The sequence below is a fragment of the Paenibacillus sp. FSL R10-2771 genome, from assembly GCF_038000205.1.
GTDB lineage: Bacteria > Bacillota > Bacilli > Paenibacillales > Paenibacillaceae > Paenibacillus_AQ > Paenibacillus_AQ phytohabitans.
The window spans coordinates 5,013,107-5,033,647 of sequence record NZ_JBBOBM010000001.1 but is presented as its reverse complement, the minus strand read 5'-3'; the positions used below and the strand labels follow the sequence as shown (position 1 = coordinate 5,033,647).

Genomic DNA, 20,541 nt, shown 5'->3' with positions numbered 1-20,541 from the left:
GCGTACATCCGTGAGCAGCGGTCAGATTTATTGCGCGCTTAAGCAAATGGAGGGAGCGGCTTCTCCCCTCCCTTCGCATCTGCTCAGCGCCCTACCCAAGCGATCCCCGCAGTCCCTGCGGTTCGGGGTCCAGTTAACGCACTCCTGTGCCTTGCAGCAGGCGAAGCCCTTCGGTTCGAATGTTCAAGCTCGCATTGACGTCACGGTCATGGTGGACACCGCAGCTGGGGCAGCTCCATTCCCGGATGTGGAGCGCCTTCTTCCCGCCTGGATGCCCACAAGCCGAGCACAGCTGGCTCGAAGGAAACCAGCGGTCCACCTGTACGACTTGTTTGCCGTACCACGCCGCTTTATAGGTCAGTTTGGATAGAAAGCTTGACCACGAGGCGTCATGAAGCGACCGGGCAAGTCTGCGATTCCGAACCAACCCTTTGACATTCAGCGACTCCACACTGATCACATCGTGGTTGTTGACGAGATCCGTGCTGAGTTTGTTCAGAAAGTCATTTCGTTGGTTGGCCACTTTTTCATGCAGCTTGGCGACCAGAATTCGCTGCTTCTGGTAGTTGCGGCTCTCGCTGAGCAGATGTCCGTCCTTCTTCGCCTGCTGCGCCCGGCGCGATAGTTTGCGCTGCGCTTTCGCTAGGGTAGCGGCGGTTTGGGCGAGAACTCTCGGATTCGGTACCTTTGTTCCATCCGAGAAAATTGCAAAATGCGCAAGACCGAGATCAATCCCGATCACCGAACCCGTTTGGGGTTTGGGCGGAATGTCCGTTTCGCACAGCAGGGAGACAAAGTACTTGCCGGATGCGGTGCGGGAGATCGTCGCTGACTTGATCACCCCTTCCGGTTGTCGATGTAGTTTGATACGTACCGGCTTCATTTTGGGCAGCTTCAGATAGCGACCCGCCTGAATTGCAATCGTTCCTTTTTGATTATTCGTGGTGTAGGATTGAACGGGATTTTTGCGGGATTTCCACTTGGGGAAACCAGAGGCGGGCTGCTGGAAAAAGTGGCGGTAGGCGGTATTCAGGTGGAGTTGCGCATTAGCCAGAGCCAAACTATCGACTTCTTTAAGAAAGGGAAATTCATTTTTGTATTGCGCTGGTGTCGGGAACTTGATTTTCTCACCGGTTTCTTGATTCTTTTGGTACGATTCGATACGGTCATGGAGCATGAGATTGTAGACTTTGCGTACGCAACCGAATGTTTTGGCGAATAGTTCCGCCTGCTGTGTTGTGGGTTCCAGGCGATATTTGAATGCTTTGAGCACAATAAGGCCTCCTATGTACGTGGTGCGCCTTCGATTTGCTGTTCAAACCGAAGGCGAGTCCGCAAAATAGAACAAAGTTCCGGCTGGCCAAATCAACTATGGTCGCAATCCACGAACAAATCGGCCAAGACCATTACAGGAACGTACATTCGCTTCCATAGCATAACCGAAATCCCTTTAAAATCCAAGTCCAAACCGTTGTCATTCATCCAGCCACTTTAGAAGTGGGGGAATTCTGACAGCTTTTTGTTAAAATAAACCCTGCGTAAGCTCATTTATTCATCTTTTCTTGGATACAAATAGCCTAATCCTTGAGCATTTACGCCAAAGGATTAGGCTGTTTTATCTTCTTTACCCAGTTACTCGTAAACCCGCACCTCAATAATCTCCGCATACTGGCTTCCGTTAGTCGCCCCGATCACAACGCGCAGGCGATCAGTTGTTACAGCTTCGGCAAGTGTGTGCACATGCTTGCGCTTGTGATTGTCACTTCCTGCGGCGACTGCCGTCCAGTTGCCGTCCATGTAAGCTTCAATACGATAATCCTTGACGAGCGTTGGCAGGATTTCGTAAGGCGTGATGTGATGATGCAGATTGATCAGGTCCTCATTCACATCGTCATTGAAGGTGACTTGCACCTGGCGGATGGAGGCAGGTGCGCTCCAAGAAAGCTCAAGCCATTCCGGGCGGCCGGAGTTCATTTGGTCAGAGGACCACAGGTGCGGACCGCCGTAAGGACGGAGGTATCCGTCCGTTGCTTTGACCGCAGCGAAGGCTTGTGATGGCGCAGACAGGCGGATGCATGGTGCGGTGTGATCGAATTTCTTTTTGTCCCACAGCACTACAGGCTGTGCGGGCTGATTCTGGAAATCCAAGGATACTACAGGTGTGTTGCTATGCCCATAAGCGAGCATCCCTGAAGTCGGCTGATCTGCCATATGCAGGGTGATTGCCGCATTAGCCTTGATGATCAGAAAAGCATTGCGCGGCGTCTCCGGCTGCCAGCGCAGGTCAAGCTTCACCCATTGCTGCGTCCCGGAGTTGACAGAAGCCGATGCGGATTGCAGGTGCGCATACGGAACATAATTCTCGGGCCGGCCGGTCTCCCATAGCTGGACGGTCAGCTCCGCTGCTTCGCTCGCATCGATCAGCAGCTCAATTCCGTCAAGCAGAGGATCAACCGGAAGGGTGATGCCGATGTCAGTCGTAAGAGGGACACTGAATGCCGGATGCTCTACTGCGAACCGGCTCCGTTCGCTGGAGGCACTGACGGCTGCCTGGAGCGCCAGGTCGGATTCGTCTTCATTGCGCAGGCCGAGAACGGATGCATCCTGGCGCAGCATGGTCTGCTGCAGGTCTTGCAGGTGGTTCGCATGCAGTTCACGCGGCGTAATTCCCCTGGCCGCGCAAAGTGCAGCGCCGGTGCCTGCAGCTTCGCCGATGACCGCGCAGGTAGCCATAACGCGTGTCGTCCCGAACGCGACATGCGATGCGCTGATGTCGCGGCCGGCCATCAGCAGATTGTTCACATTCACTGAATACAGTGAACGGAACGGAATGTGGTAGCTGCCGTCGGAATACATATGCTTCGAGCCTGATTCGGTAGCATACACACCCTGCGGCGGGTGCAGATCGATCGACCAGCCGCCGAAGCCAATCCGGTCCGCGAATTCACGCTGCGCAAGGATATCGTTCTGGTTCAAGATATAATCGCCTACGAAGCGGCGGTATTCCCGTTTGCCCGGAAGCGAACCGACCCATTCCAGCGTCATATTCCCGGCATCGAATTTACCGGAATTCTTAATATAGTCCCAAATCCCGTAAATGATGGACCATAGCTCGTCGCGGATGGCCTCGTTATCATGAACGGTATCCTGTTCGCCGCCGAACTCAATCCACCAGTATGCGCAGCCATTGTCGCCGCTGCGGATGATGCGGTTCTCGGTGATTGACGTTTGTGTAATATCGATGGCCATAGCCGGAGCTATATATTTGACCGGATGACCGGCATCCTTGGTATAGAAGAGCAGGGTGCTGCCGAGAGTGATATCATCTGCAACCAGCGGTGCCCATTCTTCGCCCAATTCATCGCGCGCTTCGCGGCCCATCCGGAATTCTGCACCAGCCAGGAAGCCGACCAGCCCGTCTCCGGTGCAGTCCAGATAGACCGGGCTCTCAAAACGGATGCTCCGCTCTGATCCCATCATCCATCCGGTAACCGACCGGATCTGCCGCCCGCCGTCCGCTTCCTCACCGGCCTCGGCTTCATGCACATCCGTGTTCAGAAACAGCTGGATATTCGGTTCAGCCTGCACGGCCTCAAGCACAACCATATCCCATAAATATGGATTGCCGTCTTTGTTGCGGTACTGGTTCTCTACAAACAGCTCCCCCATTATCCCCGTCTCCCGGGCATACCGGTGAATGCCGTGTGAGGTAGCGCCGCACACCCATACCCGCACCTCACTGCTGGAGTTGCCGCCAAGCACTGGACGGTTGTTGACCAGTGCGACCGTCTGCCCCAGACGTGCCGCTGCAATCGCCGCACATACTCCTGCCAGACCGCCGCCTACAACGGTTACATCCGTTTTTACCGTTTCTTTCCGCATGGTTGAATCTCTCCCCTGAGTTATGATAATATATCCGTAATTTCATAATAAATCACCTGTATATCAAATAACATGCATATAATTTCTTTTGATATATACTTTATTTCATTTCATTTACTGGTTGGAGGGAGAGCAGTGCATGCGAATTAATTGGTCAGTTCATCCAGTAGCCTATACGTACTGGGAGAAGAAGGAACAGTTCCTGCTGGAGTATGACACGTATCCTGTGTGGACGATATTTGCGGTGGAACAAGGGCAATTCGCCTACCGGTTCGGAGATCATGAGGGAGAAGCCGGATGGGGGGATATCATCGTATGTCCGCCGGGTACGGCCTTTTACCGGAGAACGGTGACAACTTTAACCTTTCATTTCATCCAGTTCGAATGGGAGGAGAAGCCGGGGCTTGAAGAAGCAGCTGCAACGCTAGGCGGAAGGTGGACGGTCAGGGATGTGGAGCGTCTGCTGTCGACTTACCGTTATATGAGGAACATCGGAAGAAGCATTCAGGAGGAGCCGGGCTTTGGACGAATGAAGCATATGCTGGAGGATTTGTGGAGACTCCTTGATATCGAGCGCAGCTTTGCGGCGGAGGAAGAGCAATCCGAAGGGGAGAGTTCCGATCAGGATATGCAGAAGGCAAGGCAATGGTTGCTTGAGCATGCCTGCACCCCTATGACGATGCAGGAGCTGGCGGCCGCGCTTAGTATCACACCGGTGCAGTTAACACGGCGGTTCCGGGCAGCTTATCAGGCGACACCTTCAGAATTTGTGACCGGAATCAGGCTCCAAAAAGCCTGCCTGCTGCTTGAAGATTCCACACAGTCCATTGAAATCATCGCCCAGCAGTGCGGTTATGAGAATGGCTTCTACCTGAGCCGCGTGTTCAGTGCGAAGCTTGGTTTAACCCCCTCGAAGTACCGCAAGCTGCACCGGCTATAAGAATTCACCAAACAAACGCGACAAACGCGCCTCTCCGAATAAGGAGGGCGCGCTGCCGGTAGTTCATATGAAGGCTGTCATCGTCACACCGCTGTGCAGCTGCGGCTGAATTCTATTGCTGCTTCGCATACCATTCAGAGAACTGCTTCTGGTATTCGGCGATGTATTTGTCGATACCGGCCGCTTTTAACCGCTCAAGGGCCTTAGGGAAAGCAGAATCATAATCACTGAAGCCGCTGCCGATCGGGGCCAGGTATTCGGTGAATACGCCGTTCAGCTTGGTTTCTTCATTCTTGACCGGAGTATTGTCGAAGTTGAAGCCTGCGCCCTTGGAGATAATTGCTCCATCATCCCATGCTTTGTAATCGGCAATGAAATCATCCGGTACGGTGTTGTCAAAGCGCATGAAGTTTTTGTTCATCAGCAGCCAATCGGGAATCAGTGAATCGGTATTGATTTTGGTCAGACGGCCGTTAGCATCCAGCGTATAATCGGTGCCTTCAATACCATAGGCGAACAGGTCGTACAGCTCCTGGTTTTTTTGCAGCAGGTTGAAGAACATGACATAACGCTCAGGGTCCTTGGCTGCGGCAGAGACGAAGAAGGCGGTGCTGTAGGTGCCTCTGCTGATTTTTGGACGGCCGGTGCCCAGGAAATAATTGACCAGCTTGGCTTCAGGCACTGCCTGCGAGATGGTAGCTGCGCCTTCGAACGGACGTGCTGCGGTTCCTGCCCAGAACATTGCTTTGCCGGAGTTCCAGTCAGACTGCAGCTGAGGCACATTGGTTGCGGCGTATTTCGGAATGATCCCTTTCTCGTACCAGCCGTGCATCAGACCGGCATAGGTCTTGAATTCTGGGGATTCGAACCAGTTGATAATCTGATCATCCTTGGCCGACTCATCGAGGGCGATGAAATCATTTTGCCAGTACAGATTCTTGTCGGTGAAGTCATATTGCAGCATTCTGCGGGCGTCCGTGTTGGCATATCCGATCAGCTCGGGGTGAAGCGCATGGACTTTATCATAGAATTGCTCAAGCTCCGCAAGGGAGGAGACCTGTGTCATTCCGGCTTCCTCCAGCAGATCCTGCCGGACCAGCACACTGTAAAATTCAGCGGAATTCGGTTTGTTGCCTACAGGTACCGCATATTGTTTCCCCTCTAGCTGGAAGGCCCGGAAGGAAGCCTCGTCCACTGCCGCACTCAAATCCGCTGCTGCTGCAGAGATATAGGGAGTGAGGTCCGTGTAGAGCCCTTTGGCGACAGATTTCACCATATAGTTGGCATCCGTATAGGTCGCGAAATCTTCGCCGGTCGACAGCATCAGGTCCGTTTTGCCGCCGCCGTATTCCGTCCAGGGCAGGAACTGAAATTCAACCTCGGCATTGATTTCTGTTTTGATCACATCATAGAACTCCGTCTTGGCCAGCTCCTTCATCCGGTTCGACTCGTCCCCGTACAGTACGATCTTCAGCTTGGCCGGCGCCAGAGCTGTGCCTTCAGTCCCGCTGCCCGCCGCCGTTGCCGGTGCTGAGCCTCCATTGCTGTTGCTGTCCGTATTACCAGGGTTAGCGCTTTCATTATTGCCCTGCGAACAGCCGCTTACCAGGAATACAGTTGCCAGGAGCAAACTTAACCAGCCTTTTTTCTTTGTCATGATGAACACCCTCCTGAATTAGAATTAATCTGTGAGGCTTATATTGCCAAGGCGGTGCTCCCGTAAGCTTATTGTACAACATGTCGGAGCACGGGAGCACACACCTGATGCAACCAATATTAGGTCAATGTGTCCGGAGGATCAGCCTTTCACCGAACCCACGATAATACCTTTAACGAAGAATCCCTGGAGAAAAGGATACAAAATAGCGATCGGCAGAACGGTCAGACAGGTCATCGCCATCTTCGCAGTCTCCAGCGGCGGGGCAATAATAGCGCCTCCCACCTGTGCGGCATTGCCGGAGGCCAGGAACTGAATGTTCGCCATCATGTTGTACATCAGGTATTGGATCGTATAGAGATCCTGATTGTTAACCAGCATCAGCGGCAGATAGAAGTCATTCCAGAACTGGAGCGCATAAAAGAGTGAAATCGTCACCAGTCCGACCCGGCCGAGCGGAATCATAATACTGAAGAAAATCCGCAGATGGCCTGCCCCGTCGATCTGTGCCGACTCGACAATCTCATGCGGGATGCTGCGGAAGTAGTTGGCCATCAGGAACATCAGGAACACACTTAGTACATAGGGAATGAACAGGCCGAGCAGCGTATCGCCAAGGTGATAGTATTTGGTGCTCAGCAGATACCACGGCAGTGTGCCGCCGCTGAACAGCATCGTGAAGTAGGCAAAGAAGGCGAAAAAGTTCTTCAGCCGGAAATTCCGGACGGAGATGACGTAGGCATAAGCAGTTGTCACCAGTACAGCGGTCAGCGTGCCCAGTACTGTTACGACCAGCGACATGGAGTAGGCCCGCAGAATCTGCTCTGCTTTTGAGCCAAACAAGAATTGATAGGTTTCGAACGTGAACCCCCGGGGCCAGAAGGAATAGCCCTCCGCAGCAATTCTCGACTCTGTAGATAGAGAACCGGATACCGCCAGCACGAACGGCACCAGGCAAATGACCGAGAATACCGCAATACAGACATAGAAGAAAATAACCAGCCCTTTGTTTTCAGTAGTTTGCATCGTATCGGTCTCCTAGAATAGTTTGCTGTCTTTGTCATACCAGCCGGCCAGCTTGTTGGCTACCAGCACCAGAATGAATCCAAAGACGGATTGATAGAGCGTAATGGCGGATGCGAAGCCGAATTCACCGGAACGGATCGCCGTGCGGTATACATAGACGTCGATAATATCGGTAGTGGGCAGCAGCAGCGGATTAAGGAACGTTACGCCCATGATCATACTCAGATCGCCCTTCAGCATGCCTCCGATTCCGAGCAGTGTCATCAGGATGATTGAAGGAATCAGCATGGGTATCGTGATTTTGGTGATAATCTGCCAGCGGGAGGCACCGTCGATCCGGGCCGCTTCATAATAGGAGGTATCCACTCCCTGCAGCACCGCATAGTAGATGATCGCGCCGTAGCCGGCACTTTTCCAGATATTCGCAAGCACCAGGATGACCACGAACAGCCACGGGCTCGAATACCAGTCCATTTGCGACAGGCCAAGCGATTGCAGCAGCTGGTTGAGAATCCCTTTGTCATAGTCGAGCAGAGAGAACAGGATGGCTCCGATAATGATCCAGGAGATGAAGTACGGGAAGAACATGACACTCTGGGTGATTTTGATAAACCACTTGCTGCGTAGCTCGTTCAATATAATGGCGATGGCCACCGAGAAAAAAGTGCCGGTCAGCATGTACAGCGCATTCAGCATAACCGTGTTGCGGGTCGCCCGCAGGGCATCCTCCATACTGGAAAAGAAAAACTCGAAGTTGGAAAAGCCCGCCCACGGGCTGCCGAAAATCCCGTCGTTAAAGTTGTAGTTTTTGAAGACGAGAATCAGTCCGCTCATCGGCAGGTACGCAAATAAAATCAGAATGATGATGCCCGGCAAGGCGAGCAGATACAGCGAGCTGTCCTTCCTTAGGGATTTGCGGAAGCGCCGGGCGCTGACAGTCCGCGTAGCCGGGACAAGCTGTCCCGGTGTGCCGGGTGTTGCCTCTTGCGTCATATACAGTCCACTCCTTTATGCTAGCGTTATCATTTCATCCCGTGATTCAGGAGAACGCTTTACAAGGCAAATCATAATCCGCCGCAGAATGTAAACGCTATCATAATAAACGGGAAAAAGTTAAAAAATGCGGAATAAGCGGGCTTAAAAAAACAGAAAAAGCAGAAGTTTTCTGAATTGGGATGGTTAAATGCCTGATAAAAGCGGGGGAATAGGGATGTGAAAGGGGGGAAGTGCCTTGTATGGAGATAAATACAACATCAGAGCTAAAGAGGTGAGTTCGTTCAATGCAGCAATTTATGTATTCAGCGTTCCAACTGAAAATTCGGAGATAGTTGTATTCTGTACAATTAAAACCAGCGAAAAGGTAGGCTTGCATCGTATAACTGTATTCTGTACAACTAAATCAGCCCGAACGGGAGAAACTATCAACAAGTGCCAGTTTTAATTGTACGAAATACAACTAAACGGAGATTTGGCGGGGAATCAGACGATTTAGTTGTACAAAGTGCAGTTAAGTCTAATGCATACAGGTAGCTGGTTACTTTAAACCGCAAACCGCAAACCGTAACCCGCAACCCGCAAACCGCAAACCGCAAACCGCAAACCGCAAACCGCAAACCCTCACTAGGCAATCTGCCAAAGTGTTTTTCACCAGTTTATATGTAACGTTATATTAGAGGCGTAGCTGTGGAGAATGAAATGGTGGATTGAAAAGTTAAATGATAGACTTGAGGAAGAAAGCATGGGGCTGGCGCGAAAATCCTGCATAAAATACAACATTTTCCTCAAAATCTCGGCTGTAAATCAAAATTGTTGTATAAAATGCAGCATTTCTCCTCCTCCGGGCGGTTTAGCAGGACAATTGTTGTATTTCATACAACAATCTGCCCCAACACCCGGGTATATAGGTCGCCGAGTTGTAATATGTACAACATTTAAGTCTTTACAGACCTGTACCGTGTAAAAGGTAAGAGAGTTAGTTAGGATAAGCCAACAGATTTGGGCAAAATCCACAACAGTTCATAGGGAAATAATCCTTTTCCGCATAGAAAAAGATAAATAATTTCAATTGTTTTAATTTGAAGGGAGATAAAATAATGAGAGGTCGTGTGCATACAGAGTATCGGCGTTTAGGGATTTTTGCTGTAGAGACTGAAGACCATGATTTCTCCATAATAGAGGTTCGGAGCGGGCTCCCATCCTTAGGTGACGAACTGGTTGGCGAGCTTAATTCACTTGGTGAAAAGCAGCTGTACAATGATACAACTCTAGAAAAATTGGATGTGTCTATTAAATCTATACATTTAATCCGTGATGATGTGAAGAGAGCTATTATAGATGCTGTAAGAGGGAAGTAGGAAGAAGACTCACATAACTGAAGTGTTTGTAATAGAAAATTTGATCAAGAACGCAGCTTTGGATCTGGCTAAGAATGATTGGAGTTTGGATAAGAAGATTATGTTGCAAACGGAGAATTTCCAATAGGTGATGAATATATGAAGAGGATGACCCAATCTCAGGAAGTCCTCTGCTAGTTGGTGCTCACTTAAAGAAGACGGCCTCGGATGATATTGAAGATTTTAACTTAAATTACCCGGGAGTAGTGAAGCAGTTTATAGTGTATGGTCTGGAAAATGGGTGGAATGGATCAAACAGAATTGAGTTCAGTGATGGGTTAGAAATACTTGAGAATATGGGGTATGACGTGTTATGGCTTAAAGCTGGACCTAGTCCGCAATAATTAATGGGTACTCTTACGCAGGAGGGCACTAGGAGCGTCGGATATGCAGAGGTAACACAAATTTTCAATAAACTATTGATAAAATCAGATTGATTCCATGAGCACTTATTATAAGAGGTGAGGATGATTAAAAAATCGGAAATTGAATTTAAAATGCGTCTAAGAGATGGTTATCCGGGACCCATACGTTTTGCGGACTTTATAGTTGACGGACATTCCTTATATGATAGGTATGCTAAGCATTATGACTTTGTATCATGTTTAGGGTGGGGCAGTGAGGATTTTCAGCAAAAACACATTTCAAGGTTGATATTATTGAGTCAGCCAGATTTCCCCAATGGAAAGAATTCAATATATATATGCCCTGCATGTGCTGATCTGGGGTGTGGGGCAGTATATTCATTTATTGAAATGAATAAAGACATTGTAACTTGGACTTTCATTGATGGCAGAGAACAGTTAATGAATAACTCAAAAACGTTTCACTTTGATAAACAAGATTATATTAAACAAATTAATAGTACATATGGATTAGGCGGGTTTAAATTCCCTTGGGAGAAGTAAACCTTATTCATAAGGAGTGAAAAACTTCTTTTAACAAACCAGCGGCAGCCCAGGACTTCATCCGTCCTTGGCTGCCGCTGGTTGCATTCCCCCTATCCATCCCTCTCCAGCCCCCACTACTCCTGCGACTGCAGAATATGATTCATTCTCCACTTGGACGGTGTGATGCCATAACGCTTTTTGAACTGGGTTGTAAAATAAGTGCTGCTGTTATATCCGACCCGGCCGGCAATCTCGCGGATATCGAGCGTAAGATCCGTGACCAGCAGCAGCTCTGCCTGCTCCAGCCGCAGCTGGTTGACGAAATCCGGGAAGCTGCTGTCCACCTCTTCGGCAATCAGCCTGCTGAGGTAGGCAGGGCTGACTGACAGCTTCTCGGCCAGCGCATTAAGCGACAGGGCGGGGTCGTTATAATGCTCCCTAATATAAGCGGCAGCCTCAGCGGCAATGCTCCGGGTCTGCACCGCACTCATACTGACAATCCGGCCCACGGCTGCGCTGCAGCTGTATTCAATCCACTCGCGCAGCTTGTCATAGCTCTGAATCTGCCAGACCTGCTGATAATCATCCAGAAAGCCGGAATGGCGGTTGCCCCCGCTGCTCAGATCTGCCGTACGGTTCAGCTCAAAGGCAAGCCTTGATACAGCAACGGTAGCAGACTCTGCACGGTAGCTGCAGGCTACCGCCAGCAGTCTTTCCACAGCCTGCGGGATGTGGCTGGCCAGCTCCGGCTGTTTTACCGCCTGCAGTACCGGCTCAAGCGCACTGTCTGGAACCGGGCTGCTGTTCAGATGGACGGTATCGTCGGCGAATATGATATTCTGCTGTGCATGGAATTTAAGATACTGCATGCAGTCTGCCGCTTCAGCGTATTTGGACTTCAGCAGGCCCAGATCACTTTCCAGCCCGCTGATGCCGAACGCGCAGCGGCCGCCGGACTTAAGGCATAGTGCAGCGAGCTCCTCCCATGTACTGCGGTAATGGGCATAATCCCCGAAGCTTCCGCTATAGAGCTCACTCAGAATAAGGACGGCCGACCCTTGATGGGGGCGGAAGATTTGAACCTCGGCCAGCTCCGAGAATGCAGTTTGAATCCGGTGAATGACTTCCTGTACAGGTTCCGGGGCATTCCCGGTCTGTCCCGGTTCCAGCACGGCCAGTACACAGATACAATAAGCACCTTCCGTTGCGCCGATGCCCATCATCGGGAGGACGCCGGAGGGGTCTGCCGCACCGCGCGGGGAGAGCAGCCAGCGCATCAGGGCACTGCCGTCGCTCTCCTTCTTGAGCTGTGCCAGCTTCACACCTATAGATTCCAGCTCCAGATTCACGGTATCCAGGTCACTGCCGGCCTTCAAGGCTTCTTCATTGCCGGAGATATTAGCGATGCTGCCAAACAGCCTGCCGATCGGTTTATAGATCTGCCGGGAAATCAGGTTGGCAGTTAGAGCAGCAGCAAGTATTAGAGCCAGGCAGAGGCCAATCATCAGATTGCGGGCATTTGCAAGCTCACGGATGCTGTCTTTATAGTACATCTCTGATACAAACCACAGCTTATCCTGCGCGGAATACACATAAGTAATCAGCTGCTTGTCTCCGTTGCCCTTATAGACGAAGGAGCCACTTTCAGAGGTGGAGGCAGCGACCTGCTTCAGCATCTCCGGATGTAAGGTGCTGCCGGAGAGTGTGCTGTGCATGAGAATTTCGCCATTCCGGTCAATGACGGCATAACGTGTAGTTCCGCCTTCTTTTTGAGTGAACAGATTGTTCTGGAGCTTGGCGAGATTGACCGTCAGCGCAACTGCGCCGTAATATTCGCTGTCTGCAAAGGCCCGGTCGTTATAAAAGACGGTCAGCAGGGTGACAGGCGTGCCGTTGTTCTGGGTGGTTTGCCACACAAAGGGAGATTCAATAATACGGCTGCTCCGCATCCTCCGGGCCAGCTCCAGCTTGGCTTCCGGGCTTAGCGGCATGTTCTCATAGATGACAGAAGGTTCCTTCTCCCCGAAGATATAGGCGTTCTCCAGATACTGGTTAACGACCAGCGCACCGCGAATCTGGCTTAAGACACTGTAGAGCTGGTCACTCCAGTCCGTCTCTCCGCTCCGCATCAGGGCACTGATGTTCGGGTTGGCATAGAAGTCCATCGTATAGTTCTGAACAATTTCCTTATAGTTCGTGAATACGGTTTCAGTATTTAACAGCACATTCTGGTTAGCCTTGTCGACATTATCAATCGAAATATTCCGGTACCAGTAGAATATCGCCATAGCCAGTACCAGAATACAGCAGACAGAGATCAGGGTCAGGCTCATAAAAAAGCGGGTATACAGTTTCTTTCTCTTTCCCAAGATGATCGCCCCTTTATGTAAATCCTACTACACCTATTCTAGTGGGACAAGCTATTCATTGACAAGAAGGGAGATAGACCCAAATAGCATGAAAGTATAAAAAACGGGAAAAAGAGCATAGAAAGAGCAAGAAAGTTAAACTTATACGAACTATAATTGGTTATGCTTACATTTTGCTCGTTTGAAGGAGGATTTCTGTATTGAGAACTTTCCGCAATCCGGTGCTGCCGGGCTTTTACCCTGACCCTTCCGCTATCCGCGTAGGTGAGGACTATTATCTTGTCACGTCGAGTTTTGAATTTTTCCCCGGTGTTCCTATCTTCCACAGCAAGGACCTGGTGAACTGGCGCCAGCTTGGCCATGTGCTTGACCGTCCGTCCCAGCTTAATCTGGACCACACGATTCCGTCGATGGGCATTTGGGCCCCTACCATCCGTTATCATCAAGGTCTCTTCTATATGATTACAACCTACGTGGACAATAATAAGGATCAGCATAATTTCTATGTGACTGCCGCCGATCCGGCCGGAGACTGGTCAGATCCGGTCTGGCTGGAGGATGCACCGGGTATCGATTCCTCCCTGTTCTTCGATGAAGACGGCAAGGTATATTACACCGGCAACCGTGTTCCTCCCGAAGGCCAGGATTATCCGAAGCATATGGACATTTGGCTGCAGGAGATTGACCTGGAGCAAGGCAAGCTGACAGGTCCGAAGCTCAGCATCTGGCAAGGTGCCCTTAAGGTGGGGCATGCGCAGGAGGGACCCCATGTCTACAAAATCGGCGGCTGGTATTATGTGCTGATTGCCGAAGGCGGCACCGGCCATACCCACGCTATCACGATTGCCAGAAGCCGGAACGTGACCGGCCCTTATGAAGGCCATAAAGCGAATCCTATTCTGACCCACCGCCATCTCGGCAGAGAATATCCAATCGTGAATGTCGGCCATGGAGAACTGGTGGAGACGCAGCATGGAGACTGGTGGATGTTCTGTCTTGCTTCCCGGACCTGCGGCGGCTATTACCGCAACCTCGGGCGTGAAACGTTCCTGACCCCGGTGAAATGGGAGAATGAATGGCCTGTAGTGAATCCGGGCAAAGGCGTGCTGGAGCTGGAAGCGGCAGCGCCTGATCTGCCGGAAACGAAGTGGCCGCAGTTGCCTGCACGTGATGATTTCGATGCAGCCGGACTCAGTCTCATCTGGAACTTCCTGCGGACACCGCGCGGGGAATTCTGGAGCCTCACTGAACGTCCGGGACATCTGCGGCTGCAGCTCAAGCCGGAGCAGCTGACAGAGATCAGCAATCCGTCTTTCATTGGAAGACGCCAGCAGCACTTAAGCTTCAGAGCAGAAGCTGAAATGGTCTTCAAACCGGGGGCACCAGGTGAAACCGCCGGACTTGCCCTGATCCAGAATGCGGACAACCACTTTCGCTATGAATTGAAGCTGGAGGACGGGAAGCAGGTGCTGCAGCTGATTGTGCTCAGCAGAGGGGACGAGCGGCTGCTGGCATCGGCGCCTTATCCGCATGACAAGGTGCAGCTTAAGGCAGAGGCCAGAGGACAGGACTACAGCTTCTATTATAGAGCCGACGAATTCGGCTCATGGACGGCATTACATGAACGGGCTGACGGAAGAGTGCTCAGCACGGACCTGGCCGGAGGATTCACAGGGGCGTACATTGGCATGTATGCCAGTTCCCAAGGGGCGCCAAGCACCAATTATGCCGATTTCGACTGGTTCAGCTATGAAGAAATTGAATAGACGGGAAGGAAGAAGCCTATGAACAGCCTGCAGGATTCCAATCCTTATCCTGTACCTGAACTGCCGCGGATTCCGGAGCGGACGTTCAGGATTACAGATTATGGCGCAGCAGAAGGAGAGCTGCTGTGCACTGCTGCCATACAGAATACGCTTGATGCCTGCACTGCTGCAGGAGGCGGAACGGTCATCATCCCGCCGGGAATATGGCGTACGGGACCGCTGACGCTGCACAGCCGGATTAATCTGCATGCCGAGCGTGGGGCACTCGTATGTTTCGAGCCGGACTTCGCGCTGTATCCGCTGCTCTTCTCCCATTATGAGGGGAATGCCGGCTGGCGCTGCCAGGCTCCGCTGGATGGGGAAGATCTCAGTGATGTAGCCATTACCGGCGAAGGGATATTCGATGGAAGCGGTGAGGCCTGGCGCCCGGTAAAACGCTTCAAGATGACGGAACTCCAGTGGCAGAGCCTGATCGCCTCCGGGGGAGTGCTGGATGAGCAGAATGAGATGTGGTGGCCTTCTGGAGAAGCATTGGAGGGAGAGGCCTACTACCGGCGGCTGCTGGAGGAAGGGCAGACTGAAATGGAAGCTTATCTGCCTGCCCGGGCCTATCTGCGTCCTGCACTGCTAAGCCTGCGGAACTGCAAGCGGGTGCTGCTGGAGGGAGCCACTTTTCAGAATTCACCTGCCTGGTGCCTTCATCCTATGGGCTGTGAACAGGTAACGGTCAGGCACATCCAGGTACGTAATCCATGGTATTCCCAGAATGGGGACGGCCTGGATCTGGAGTCCTGCACACACGCCCTTGTGGAGCACTGCCGGTTCGATGTAGGGGATGATGCGATCTGTCTGAAGTCGGGCAAAGACGAGGAAGGCCGCAGAGCAGGGATGCCCTGCCGGTATATTACGATCCGGCATTGTACGGTATATCACGGACATGGCGGAGTGGTGATCGGCAGTGAAATGTCGGGCGGAGTGCATACGGTCAGAGTCAGCGATTGCCTGTTCATCGGCACGGACATCGGGCTGCGCTTCAAAAGCGCCCGGGGAAGAGGCGGCGTAGTAGAGGATATCCGGATGGAGAATATCCGGATGACAGGCATTATCCATGAGGCGGTTTCTTTCCATATGTTCTATGCGGGAGTTGAGGGCTCTGAAGGCTACGATGAGCAGTCCTTCCCCGTTACGGAGGAGACTCCGCAGTTCCGGAATATCACACTCCGGAATATCACCTGCCATGGTGCGGCAACTGCGCTGCTGGTGAACGGATTGCCGGAGATGCCGCTTGCTGAGCTGACGGTGGAGAATTTCAGCGCCATAAGCAAGCGGGGAATGGTTCTGCGGTACGCCAGCAATCTGAAGCTGGACCGGATCCGGCTAAGGACAGAGGAAGCACAGCCCGTGAAGATGCATAAATGCAGCCATGTAGAGCTCATCCGGTCCGGAGAACTCGTGATCACGGAGAGCCCAGGCTAATGTCCGGGAGAGGCGCGCTATTCTTCTATCCTTCATTCAGACTTGGACGACGCCCGCGACCTGGATGCCTTGCGGTATTGGAGCGGAGTCAGCCCGGTTGATCTTTTGAAAGTTTTATTGAAGTGGGACAGATGCTCGAAGCCGACTGTGGAAGCGATCTCCTGAATCTTCGAGGAGGTTCCGGCCAGCAGGTGCTGGGCCTCACGGACTCTGACATGAACAATGTATTCGCGGAAATGAAACCCGGTCAGGCGGTGAAAGACGCGACTCAGGTAAGACGGGCTGATGAAGAAGTGTCCGGCAGTCTCTTCCAGCGTAAGCGCTTCGCGGTGATGGCCCCGGATGTAAGTGGCGACATCGGTTACCAGATGATGCAGCGGGTGCTTCGTTCCGCCGGCCTGTGTCGTACTCTCCGAGCGCTGGAGCAGAATCATCAGCTCGGTGAACAAAGTTACGATGATGGCTTCATACAATGGCCGCTGAACACGTGCTTCCTCCAAAATACGGTTCAGCAGTGTCTCCGCCTCATTCTGTTCGCGCAGGGTCAGCCTGAACAGACGGTAGCGGTGGTTCTGAAACCACAAGGCTTCACCTTGCAGCACAAGGGGCAGCAGATCAGGGTCGTAATTGATCAGAATCCGTTCGAATTCGGCCATTTCGGAGCTTGCAGTAGCATGCAGCTCCCGGCCGGGAATCAGAATCAGCTCGCCCTTGTGAACCGTAACGACCCGGTCATCCACAAAGTATACGCGCTCACCCTCTGTCAGATAGTACAGCTCGGTGAGTTCATGGCTGTGGGGGCGCGGCATCGCAGTGATGCCTTTGCGCTTCATATGCTGAATGCTGAACCGTCCTTCTTCTATATGATATTTCGGATTAGGGCTAGTCACGCTGGTCATAAATCTCCTCTTCTCATATGAACCGTTACGGTTATTATAGAATAAATAGAGGTCGCCATGAAAGGAGCCGCACATGTTAATTACAGTATCGAAGAGTCCGGGGGAAGGATACAGCAGTCTGCAGGAGGCGCTGGATTCCATTCCGCCGCAGCAGAAGCAGGCCGTAACCATCCGGATCAAGCCCGGCATTTATGAGGAAAAGATTACAATCGTCCGTGAAGCCCCGCCCATTCTGCTGCTGGGGGAGGACCCGCATTCCACCGTGATTACCTGGAATGATAATGCCCACACTCTGGGAGCGGACGGTGAACCGCTCGGTACCTTCCGCAGCGGCACCCTGAATGTGTTCGCGGAAGGCTTCACAGCCGAGAATCTGACCATCCGGAACGCTTCCGGTCCGGGAACCGGACAGGCGGTGGCCGCCTTTGTTGATGCCGGACAGGCGGTGTTCCGGCGTGTTCGTCTGCTGGGTGACCAGGATACACTCTATACAGGGCAGGGCAAGCAATACTACAACGACTGCTATATTGAAGGCGATGTTGATTATATTTTCGGTGCCGCCACGGCGTTGTTTGAGGGCTGCCATCTGCACAATAAGCGGTCCAGAGGTTATATTACAGCCGCTTCAACACCGGAGGGAGCTGCATTCGGCTATGTATTCCTGAATTGCCGGATTACCGGCGGCGAAGGGGTCAGTGAGGTGTATCTCGGACGGCCCTGGCGGCCTTATGCACATGTAGCCTTCATCCGTACGGTTATGGACGAATCGGTTACCGGCGAAGGCTGGCATAACTGGGGGCAGCCGGACAGGGAGCAGACCAGCCGTTATGAAGAATACGGCAGCAGCGGGCCAGGGGCCTGTCCCGAGAGCCGCGCTGCATGGTCGCGCCAGTTAACTGCAGAGGAAGCTGCGGAGTACCGGGTTCTGACCGTTCTGGACGGCTGGCATCCTGAAGGCTATTAAGAACCAGGAGGAACCCTGATGGAATCATTGGAACAATATATGAAGCAATTGACCGCTTCCGCAGCGCAGGACGCTGCCTTCCGTGAGGACATTCCACACGGGGAGTGGCGGGCAAAGCTTACTGCAAGCTTTACCGGACGGCTTGGCGGCTTTCCGGAGGAACGGGCAGCGCTTGCACCTGTGCTGCTTGAGCGGGTAGCCTGTAACGGATATATACGTGAGCGTGTGGAGATTACCACGTATGAAGGACTTAGAATGGCTATGTATCTTCTGATTCCGGGGCAGCTGTTATCCTCTCCCTGCCCGGCTGTTCTGGCTATTCATGGGCATGGCTACGGCAGCCGTGAGATTACCGGCCTCAATCCGGACGGCTCGCAGCGGCAGGGTGACCCGGGGCTGCATAAGGATTTTGCCGTCTCGCTGGTGAAGCAGGGCTTCGTGGTCGCAGCGCCCGAGGTGCTCGGCTTCGGAGACAGACGGCTGGCAGAGGATCTGGAGAGCGGTGAGCCCGGGCGTAATTCCTGCTTCCGCCTATCCTCCGCGCTGCTGATGACGGGACAGACGATGGCAGGCTACCGGATCTATGAAAGTATGCGGGCGCTCGACTATCTGCTGACGCGGGAAGAGGTTAACGGTGAACGAGTAGGCATTATGGGCATATCCGGCGGCGGGCTGGTCGCCGGCTTCACAGCTGCACTGGATCAGAGGCTCACCTGTGCGGTCGTCAGCGGGTATGCCAATACGTTTGCGGACAGTATACTGACGCGGAATCATTGTCTGGATAATTATATTCCGGGCATTTTGCTGGAAGCGGAAATGCCTGATCTGCTTGGGTTAATTGCACCTCGCGGCCTGTTCGTGGAGTCGGGAGATGCCGACCCTTTGTTTGGTCCGGCTGGCGCGAAGCAAGCCCTGGACCGGCTGGAGGCGATCTATAACGCAGCGGGGCATGGCGGACAGGTGGAGGCGGATTTTTTTGTTGGAGGGCATGAAATACACGGGGAGCCGGCGTATGCCTGGCTGCGGAAGCAGCTTGCCGGTGCCTGAGCTCAGACTTAGGCTTGGAACATAAGCGACAGGAGGAATAATGATGTCTATCACAGAAACAACAACGTCAGGTTTGTCCCGCAGAATCGCGGATACCTTCATCAGTCAATGCAATGAACACGGGGAACATGAGTATGTCCTGGAGCGCTGGGCCTATGTGCCCGGTATGCTGCTGATGGCAGTGGCCCGCGCCGGTGTGCAGCATGGGGAGTTCGAATATCTCTCCTTCATGCAGCGGCATATGGATAGCTTCATCGGGGAGGACGGCTCGATCCGCTCCTATTCGCTGGAGGAATATAACCTGGATCAGATCAACCAGGGCAAGAATCTCTTCTACCTGTACACGCAGACCGGGGAAGCGCGTTACGCTGAAGCGGCTCATCTGCTGGCGGCGCAGCTTATTGGGCAACCCCGAACTTCAGAAGGGGGATTCTGGCATAAGAAGGTGTATCCTTTCCAGATGTGGCTGGACGGACTATATATGGCTTCGCCGTTTCTTGCCGAATACGGGGCCGTATTTCAGCGTCCCGAGCTGATAGATGAAGCTGCTCATCAGCTGCTATTGATTGAGCGCCGGACCCGTGACCCGCGGACCGGCCTGCTCTATCACGGCTGGGATGAATCCAAAGAGCAGGAATGGGCGGACTCGACCACCGGCCTCTCTTCCCACTTCTGGAGCCGCGCGATGGGCTGGTACGCCATGGCCGCCGTGGACTGTCTGGAGCATTTCCCGGTCACCCATCCGCAGCGGGGAACGATCATCGGGATTTTCCAGCGGATGTGCGGTGCACTGCTTGAGGTTCAGGACCAGGAGACCGGCCTGTGGTATCAGGTGCTAGATCAGGCAGGGCGCAAAGGCAATTACCTCGAGGCCACCGGCTCCTGCATGTTCGTCTATGCGATGGCCAAAGCGCTGCGGCTGCGTTATCTGGAGCCTTCGTTCAAGGAAGCGATGCTGAAAGGCTATGAGGGCATCCTCACGCATCTGGTTACCGAAGATGAACAAGGCGTTCATCTGCATCAGATCTGCCACGGGGCAGGACTCAGCAAGGACCGGAACGGTTCCTATGATTACTACATTTCTGAGGCGATAGTCTCTGATGCGCCAATGGGTGTTGCGCCATTATTGCTGGCTTCCCTTGAGGTGGAGAAGTACCTTGACGGGCAATAGGCTGCTGCTGTCGGAGCAGACGAATACATGAATACCGGTGAACTTAAGCGTCAACATCGTT

At 52.7% G+C, this 20,541-nt stretch carries 15 protein-coding genes; 8 read left to right on the top strand and 7 right to left on the bottom strand.

All coding sequences use genetic code 11. The features are described 5' to 3' along the window. Window positions 1–133: 133 nt before the first annotated feature. Window positions 134–1,273 (bottom strand): IS200/IS605 family element RNA-guided endonuclease TnpB, encoded by a 1,140-nt coding sequence (gene tnpB / locus NSU14_RS21525; protein ID WP_340947330.1) that lies wholly within the window; start codon window positions 1,271–1,273, stop codon window positions 134–136. 359 nt (window positions 1,274–1,632) lie between these two features. Next, the gene (locus NSU14_RS21520) at window positions 1,633–3,882 is read right to left on the bottom strand and encodes an FAD-dependent oxidoreductase (RefSeq protein ID WP_042135203.1); all 2,250 of its coding nucleotides are present in this window, start codon (window positions 3,880–3,882) and stop codon (window positions 1,633–1,635) included. A gap of 139 nt (window positions 3,883–4,021) precedes the next feature. On the opposite strand from NSU14_RS21520, the gene NSU14_RS21515 reads away from it, so the two are divergent. After that, the gene (locus tag NSU14_RS21515; RefSeq protein WP_336101512.1) at window positions 4,022–4,822 is read left to right on the top strand and encodes an AraC family transcriptional regulator; all 801 of its coding nucleotides are present in this window, start codon (window positions 4,022–4,024) and stop codon (window positions 4,820–4,822) included. Window positions 4,823–4,934: 112 nt separating this feature from the next. On the opposite strand, the gene NSU14_RS21510 is transcribed toward NSU14_RS21515, so the two are convergent. From NSU14_RS21510 to NSU14_RS21500, 3 genes are all read right to left on the bottom strand, one after another. Continuing rightward, window positions 4,935–6,479: an ABC transporter substrate-binding protein gene (locus NSU14_RS21510; RefSeq protein ID WP_340947329.1), complete on the bottom strand. Its 1,545-nt coding sequence runs from the start codon at window positions 6,477–6,479 to the stop codon at window positions 4,935–4,937. 141 nt (window positions 6,480–6,620) lie between these two features. Further along, window positions 6,621–7,505, bottom strand: coding sequence for a carbohydrate ABC transporter permease (locus NSU14_RS21505; protein WP_039304534.1), 885 nt, complete (start codon window positions 7,503–7,505; stop codon window positions 6,621–6,623). Window positions 7,506–7,517: 12 nt separating this feature from the next. After that, window positions 7,518–8,498 (bottom strand): ABC transporter permease, encoded by a 981-nt coding sequence (locus NSU14_RS21500; protein WP_052421752.1) that lies wholly within the window; start codon window positions 8,496–8,498, stop codon window positions 7,518–7,520. 1,100 nt (window positions 8,499–9,598) lie between these two features. On the opposite strand from NSU14_RS21500, the gene NSU14_RS21495 reads away from it, so the two are divergent. Together NSU14_RS21495 and NSU14_RS21490 are read left to right on the top strand one after the other, a co-directional pair. Beyond that, on the top strand, window positions 9,599–9,859 hold the full coding sequence (locus tag NSU14_RS21495; protein WP_042135206.1) for a hypothetical protein: 261 nt from the start codon (window positions 9,599–9,601) through the stop codon (window positions 9,857–9,859). A 506-nt stretch (window positions 9,860–10,365) separates the two neighbouring features. Next, a complete protein-coding gene (locus NSU14_RS21490; RefSeq protein WP_076242686.1) occupies window positions 10,366–10,806 on the top strand; it encodes a hypothetical protein in 441 nt (146 codons plus the stop codon). A gap of 116 nt (window positions 10,807–10,922) precedes the next feature. On the opposite strand, the gene NSU14_RS21485 is transcribed toward NSU14_RS21490, so the two are convergent. Further along, window positions 10,923–13,157: an AraC family transcriptional regulator gene (locus NSU14_RS21485; protein WP_076242687.1), complete on the bottom strand. Its 2,235-nt coding sequence runs from the start codon at window positions 13,155–13,157 to the stop codon at window positions 10,923–10,925. A 200-nt stretch (window positions 13,158–13,357) separates the two neighbouring features. Between NSU14_RS21485 and NSU14_RS21480 the strand changes: the two genes are divergently transcribed. Further along, complete coding sequence (locus NSU14_RS21480; RefSeq protein ID WP_340947328.1) at window positions 13,358–14,923, top strand: glycoside hydrolase family 43 protein; 1,566 nt, start codon at window positions 13,358–13,360, stop codon at window positions 14,921–14,923. A gap of 18 nt (window positions 14,924–14,941) precedes the next feature. Then, a complete protein-coding gene (locus tag NSU14_RS21475; protein ID WP_340947327.1) occupies window positions 14,942–16,399 on the top strand; it encodes a glycoside hydrolase family 28 protein in 1,458 nt (485 codons plus the stop codon). A 32-nt stretch (window positions 16,400–16,431) separates the two neighbouring features. On the opposite strand, the gene NSU14_RS21470 is transcribed toward NSU14_RS21475, so the two are convergent. Continuing rightward, window positions 16,432–17,298, bottom strand: coding sequence for a helix-turn-helix transcriptional regulator (locus NSU14_RS21470; protein WP_340947326.1), 867 nt, complete (start codon window positions 17,296–17,298; stop codon window positions 16,432–16,434). 73 nt (window positions 17,299–17,371) lie between these two features. Here NSU14_RS21470 and NSU14_RS21465 point away from each other — a divergent pair, with 73 nt between their 5' ends. The 3 genes from NSU14_RS21465 to NSU14_RS21455 are packed head-to-tail and all read left to right on the top strand — an operon-like array spanning window position 17,372 to window position 20,480. Beyond that, window positions 17,372–18,262, top strand: coding sequence for a pectinesterase family protein (locus tag NSU14_RS21465; protein ID WP_042135216.1), 891 nt, complete (start codon window positions 17,372–17,374; stop codon window positions 18,260–18,262). Window positions 18,263–18,280: 18 nt separating this feature from the next. Then, entirely contained in the window at window positions 18,281–19,309 is a 1,029-nt protein-coding gene (locus tag NSU14_RS21460; RefSeq protein ID WP_340947325.1) for a dienelactone hydrolase family protein, read from the top strand. 40 nt (window positions 19,310–19,349) lie between these two features. Continuing rightward, window positions 19,350–20,480 (top strand): glycoside hydrolase family 88/105 protein, encoded by a 1,131-nt coding sequence (locus NSU14_RS21455; protein ID WP_340947324.1) that lies wholly within the window; start codon window positions 19,350–19,352, stop codon window positions 20,478–20,480. Window positions 20,481–20,541 lie beyond the last annotated feature (61 nt).

Bases quoted from the DNA above. Each gene is read 5' to 3' on its own strand.
- NSU14_RS21520 (WP_042135203.1), bottom strand. From the start codon at position 3,882: ATGCGGAAAGAAACGGTAAAAACGGATGTAACCGTTGTAGGCGGCGGT.
- NSU14_RS21515 (WP_336101512.1), top strand. From the start codon at position 4,022: ATGCGAATTAATTGGTCAGTTCATCCAGTAGCCTATACGTACTGGGAG.
- NSU14_RS21510 (WP_340947329.1), bottom strand. From the start codon at position 6,479: ATGACAAAGAAAAAAGGCTGGTTAAGTTTGCTCCTGGCAACTGTATTC.
- NSU14_RS21505 (WP_039304534.1), bottom strand. From the start codon at position 7,505: ATGCAAACTACTGAAAACAAAGGGCTGGTTATTTTCTTCTATGTCTGT.
- NSU14_RS21500 (WP_052421752.1), bottom strand. From the start codon at position 8,498: ATGACGCAAGAGGCAACACCCGGCACACCGGGACAGCTTGTCCCGGCT.
- NSU14_RS21495 (WP_042135206.1), top strand. From the start codon at position 9,599: ATGAGAGGTCGTGTGCATACAGAGTATCGGCGTTTAGGGATTTTTGCT.
- NSU14_RS21490 (WP_076242686.1), top strand. From the start codon at position 10,366: ATGATTAAAAAATCGGAAATTGAATTTAAAATGCGTCTAAGAGATGGT.
- NSU14_RS21475 (WP_340947327.1), top strand. From the start codon at position 14,942: ATGAACAGCCTGCAGGATTCCAATCCTTATCCTGTACCTGAACTGCCG.
- NSU14_RS21470 (WP_340947326.1), bottom strand. From the start codon at position 17,298: ATGACCAGCGTGACTAGCCCTAATCCGAAATATCATATAGAAGAAGGA.
- NSU14_RS21465 (WP_042135216.1), top strand. From the start codon at position 17,372: ATGTTAATTACAGTATCGAAGAGTCCGGGGGAAGGATACAGCAGTCTG.
- NSU14_RS21460 (WP_340947325.1), top strand. From the start codon at position 18,281: ATGGAATCATTGGAACAATATATGAAGCAATTGACCGCTTCCGCAGCG.
- NSU14_RS21455 (WP_340947324.1), top strand. From the start codon at position 19,350: ATGATGTCTATCACAGAAACAACAACGTCAGGTTTGTCCCGCAGAATC.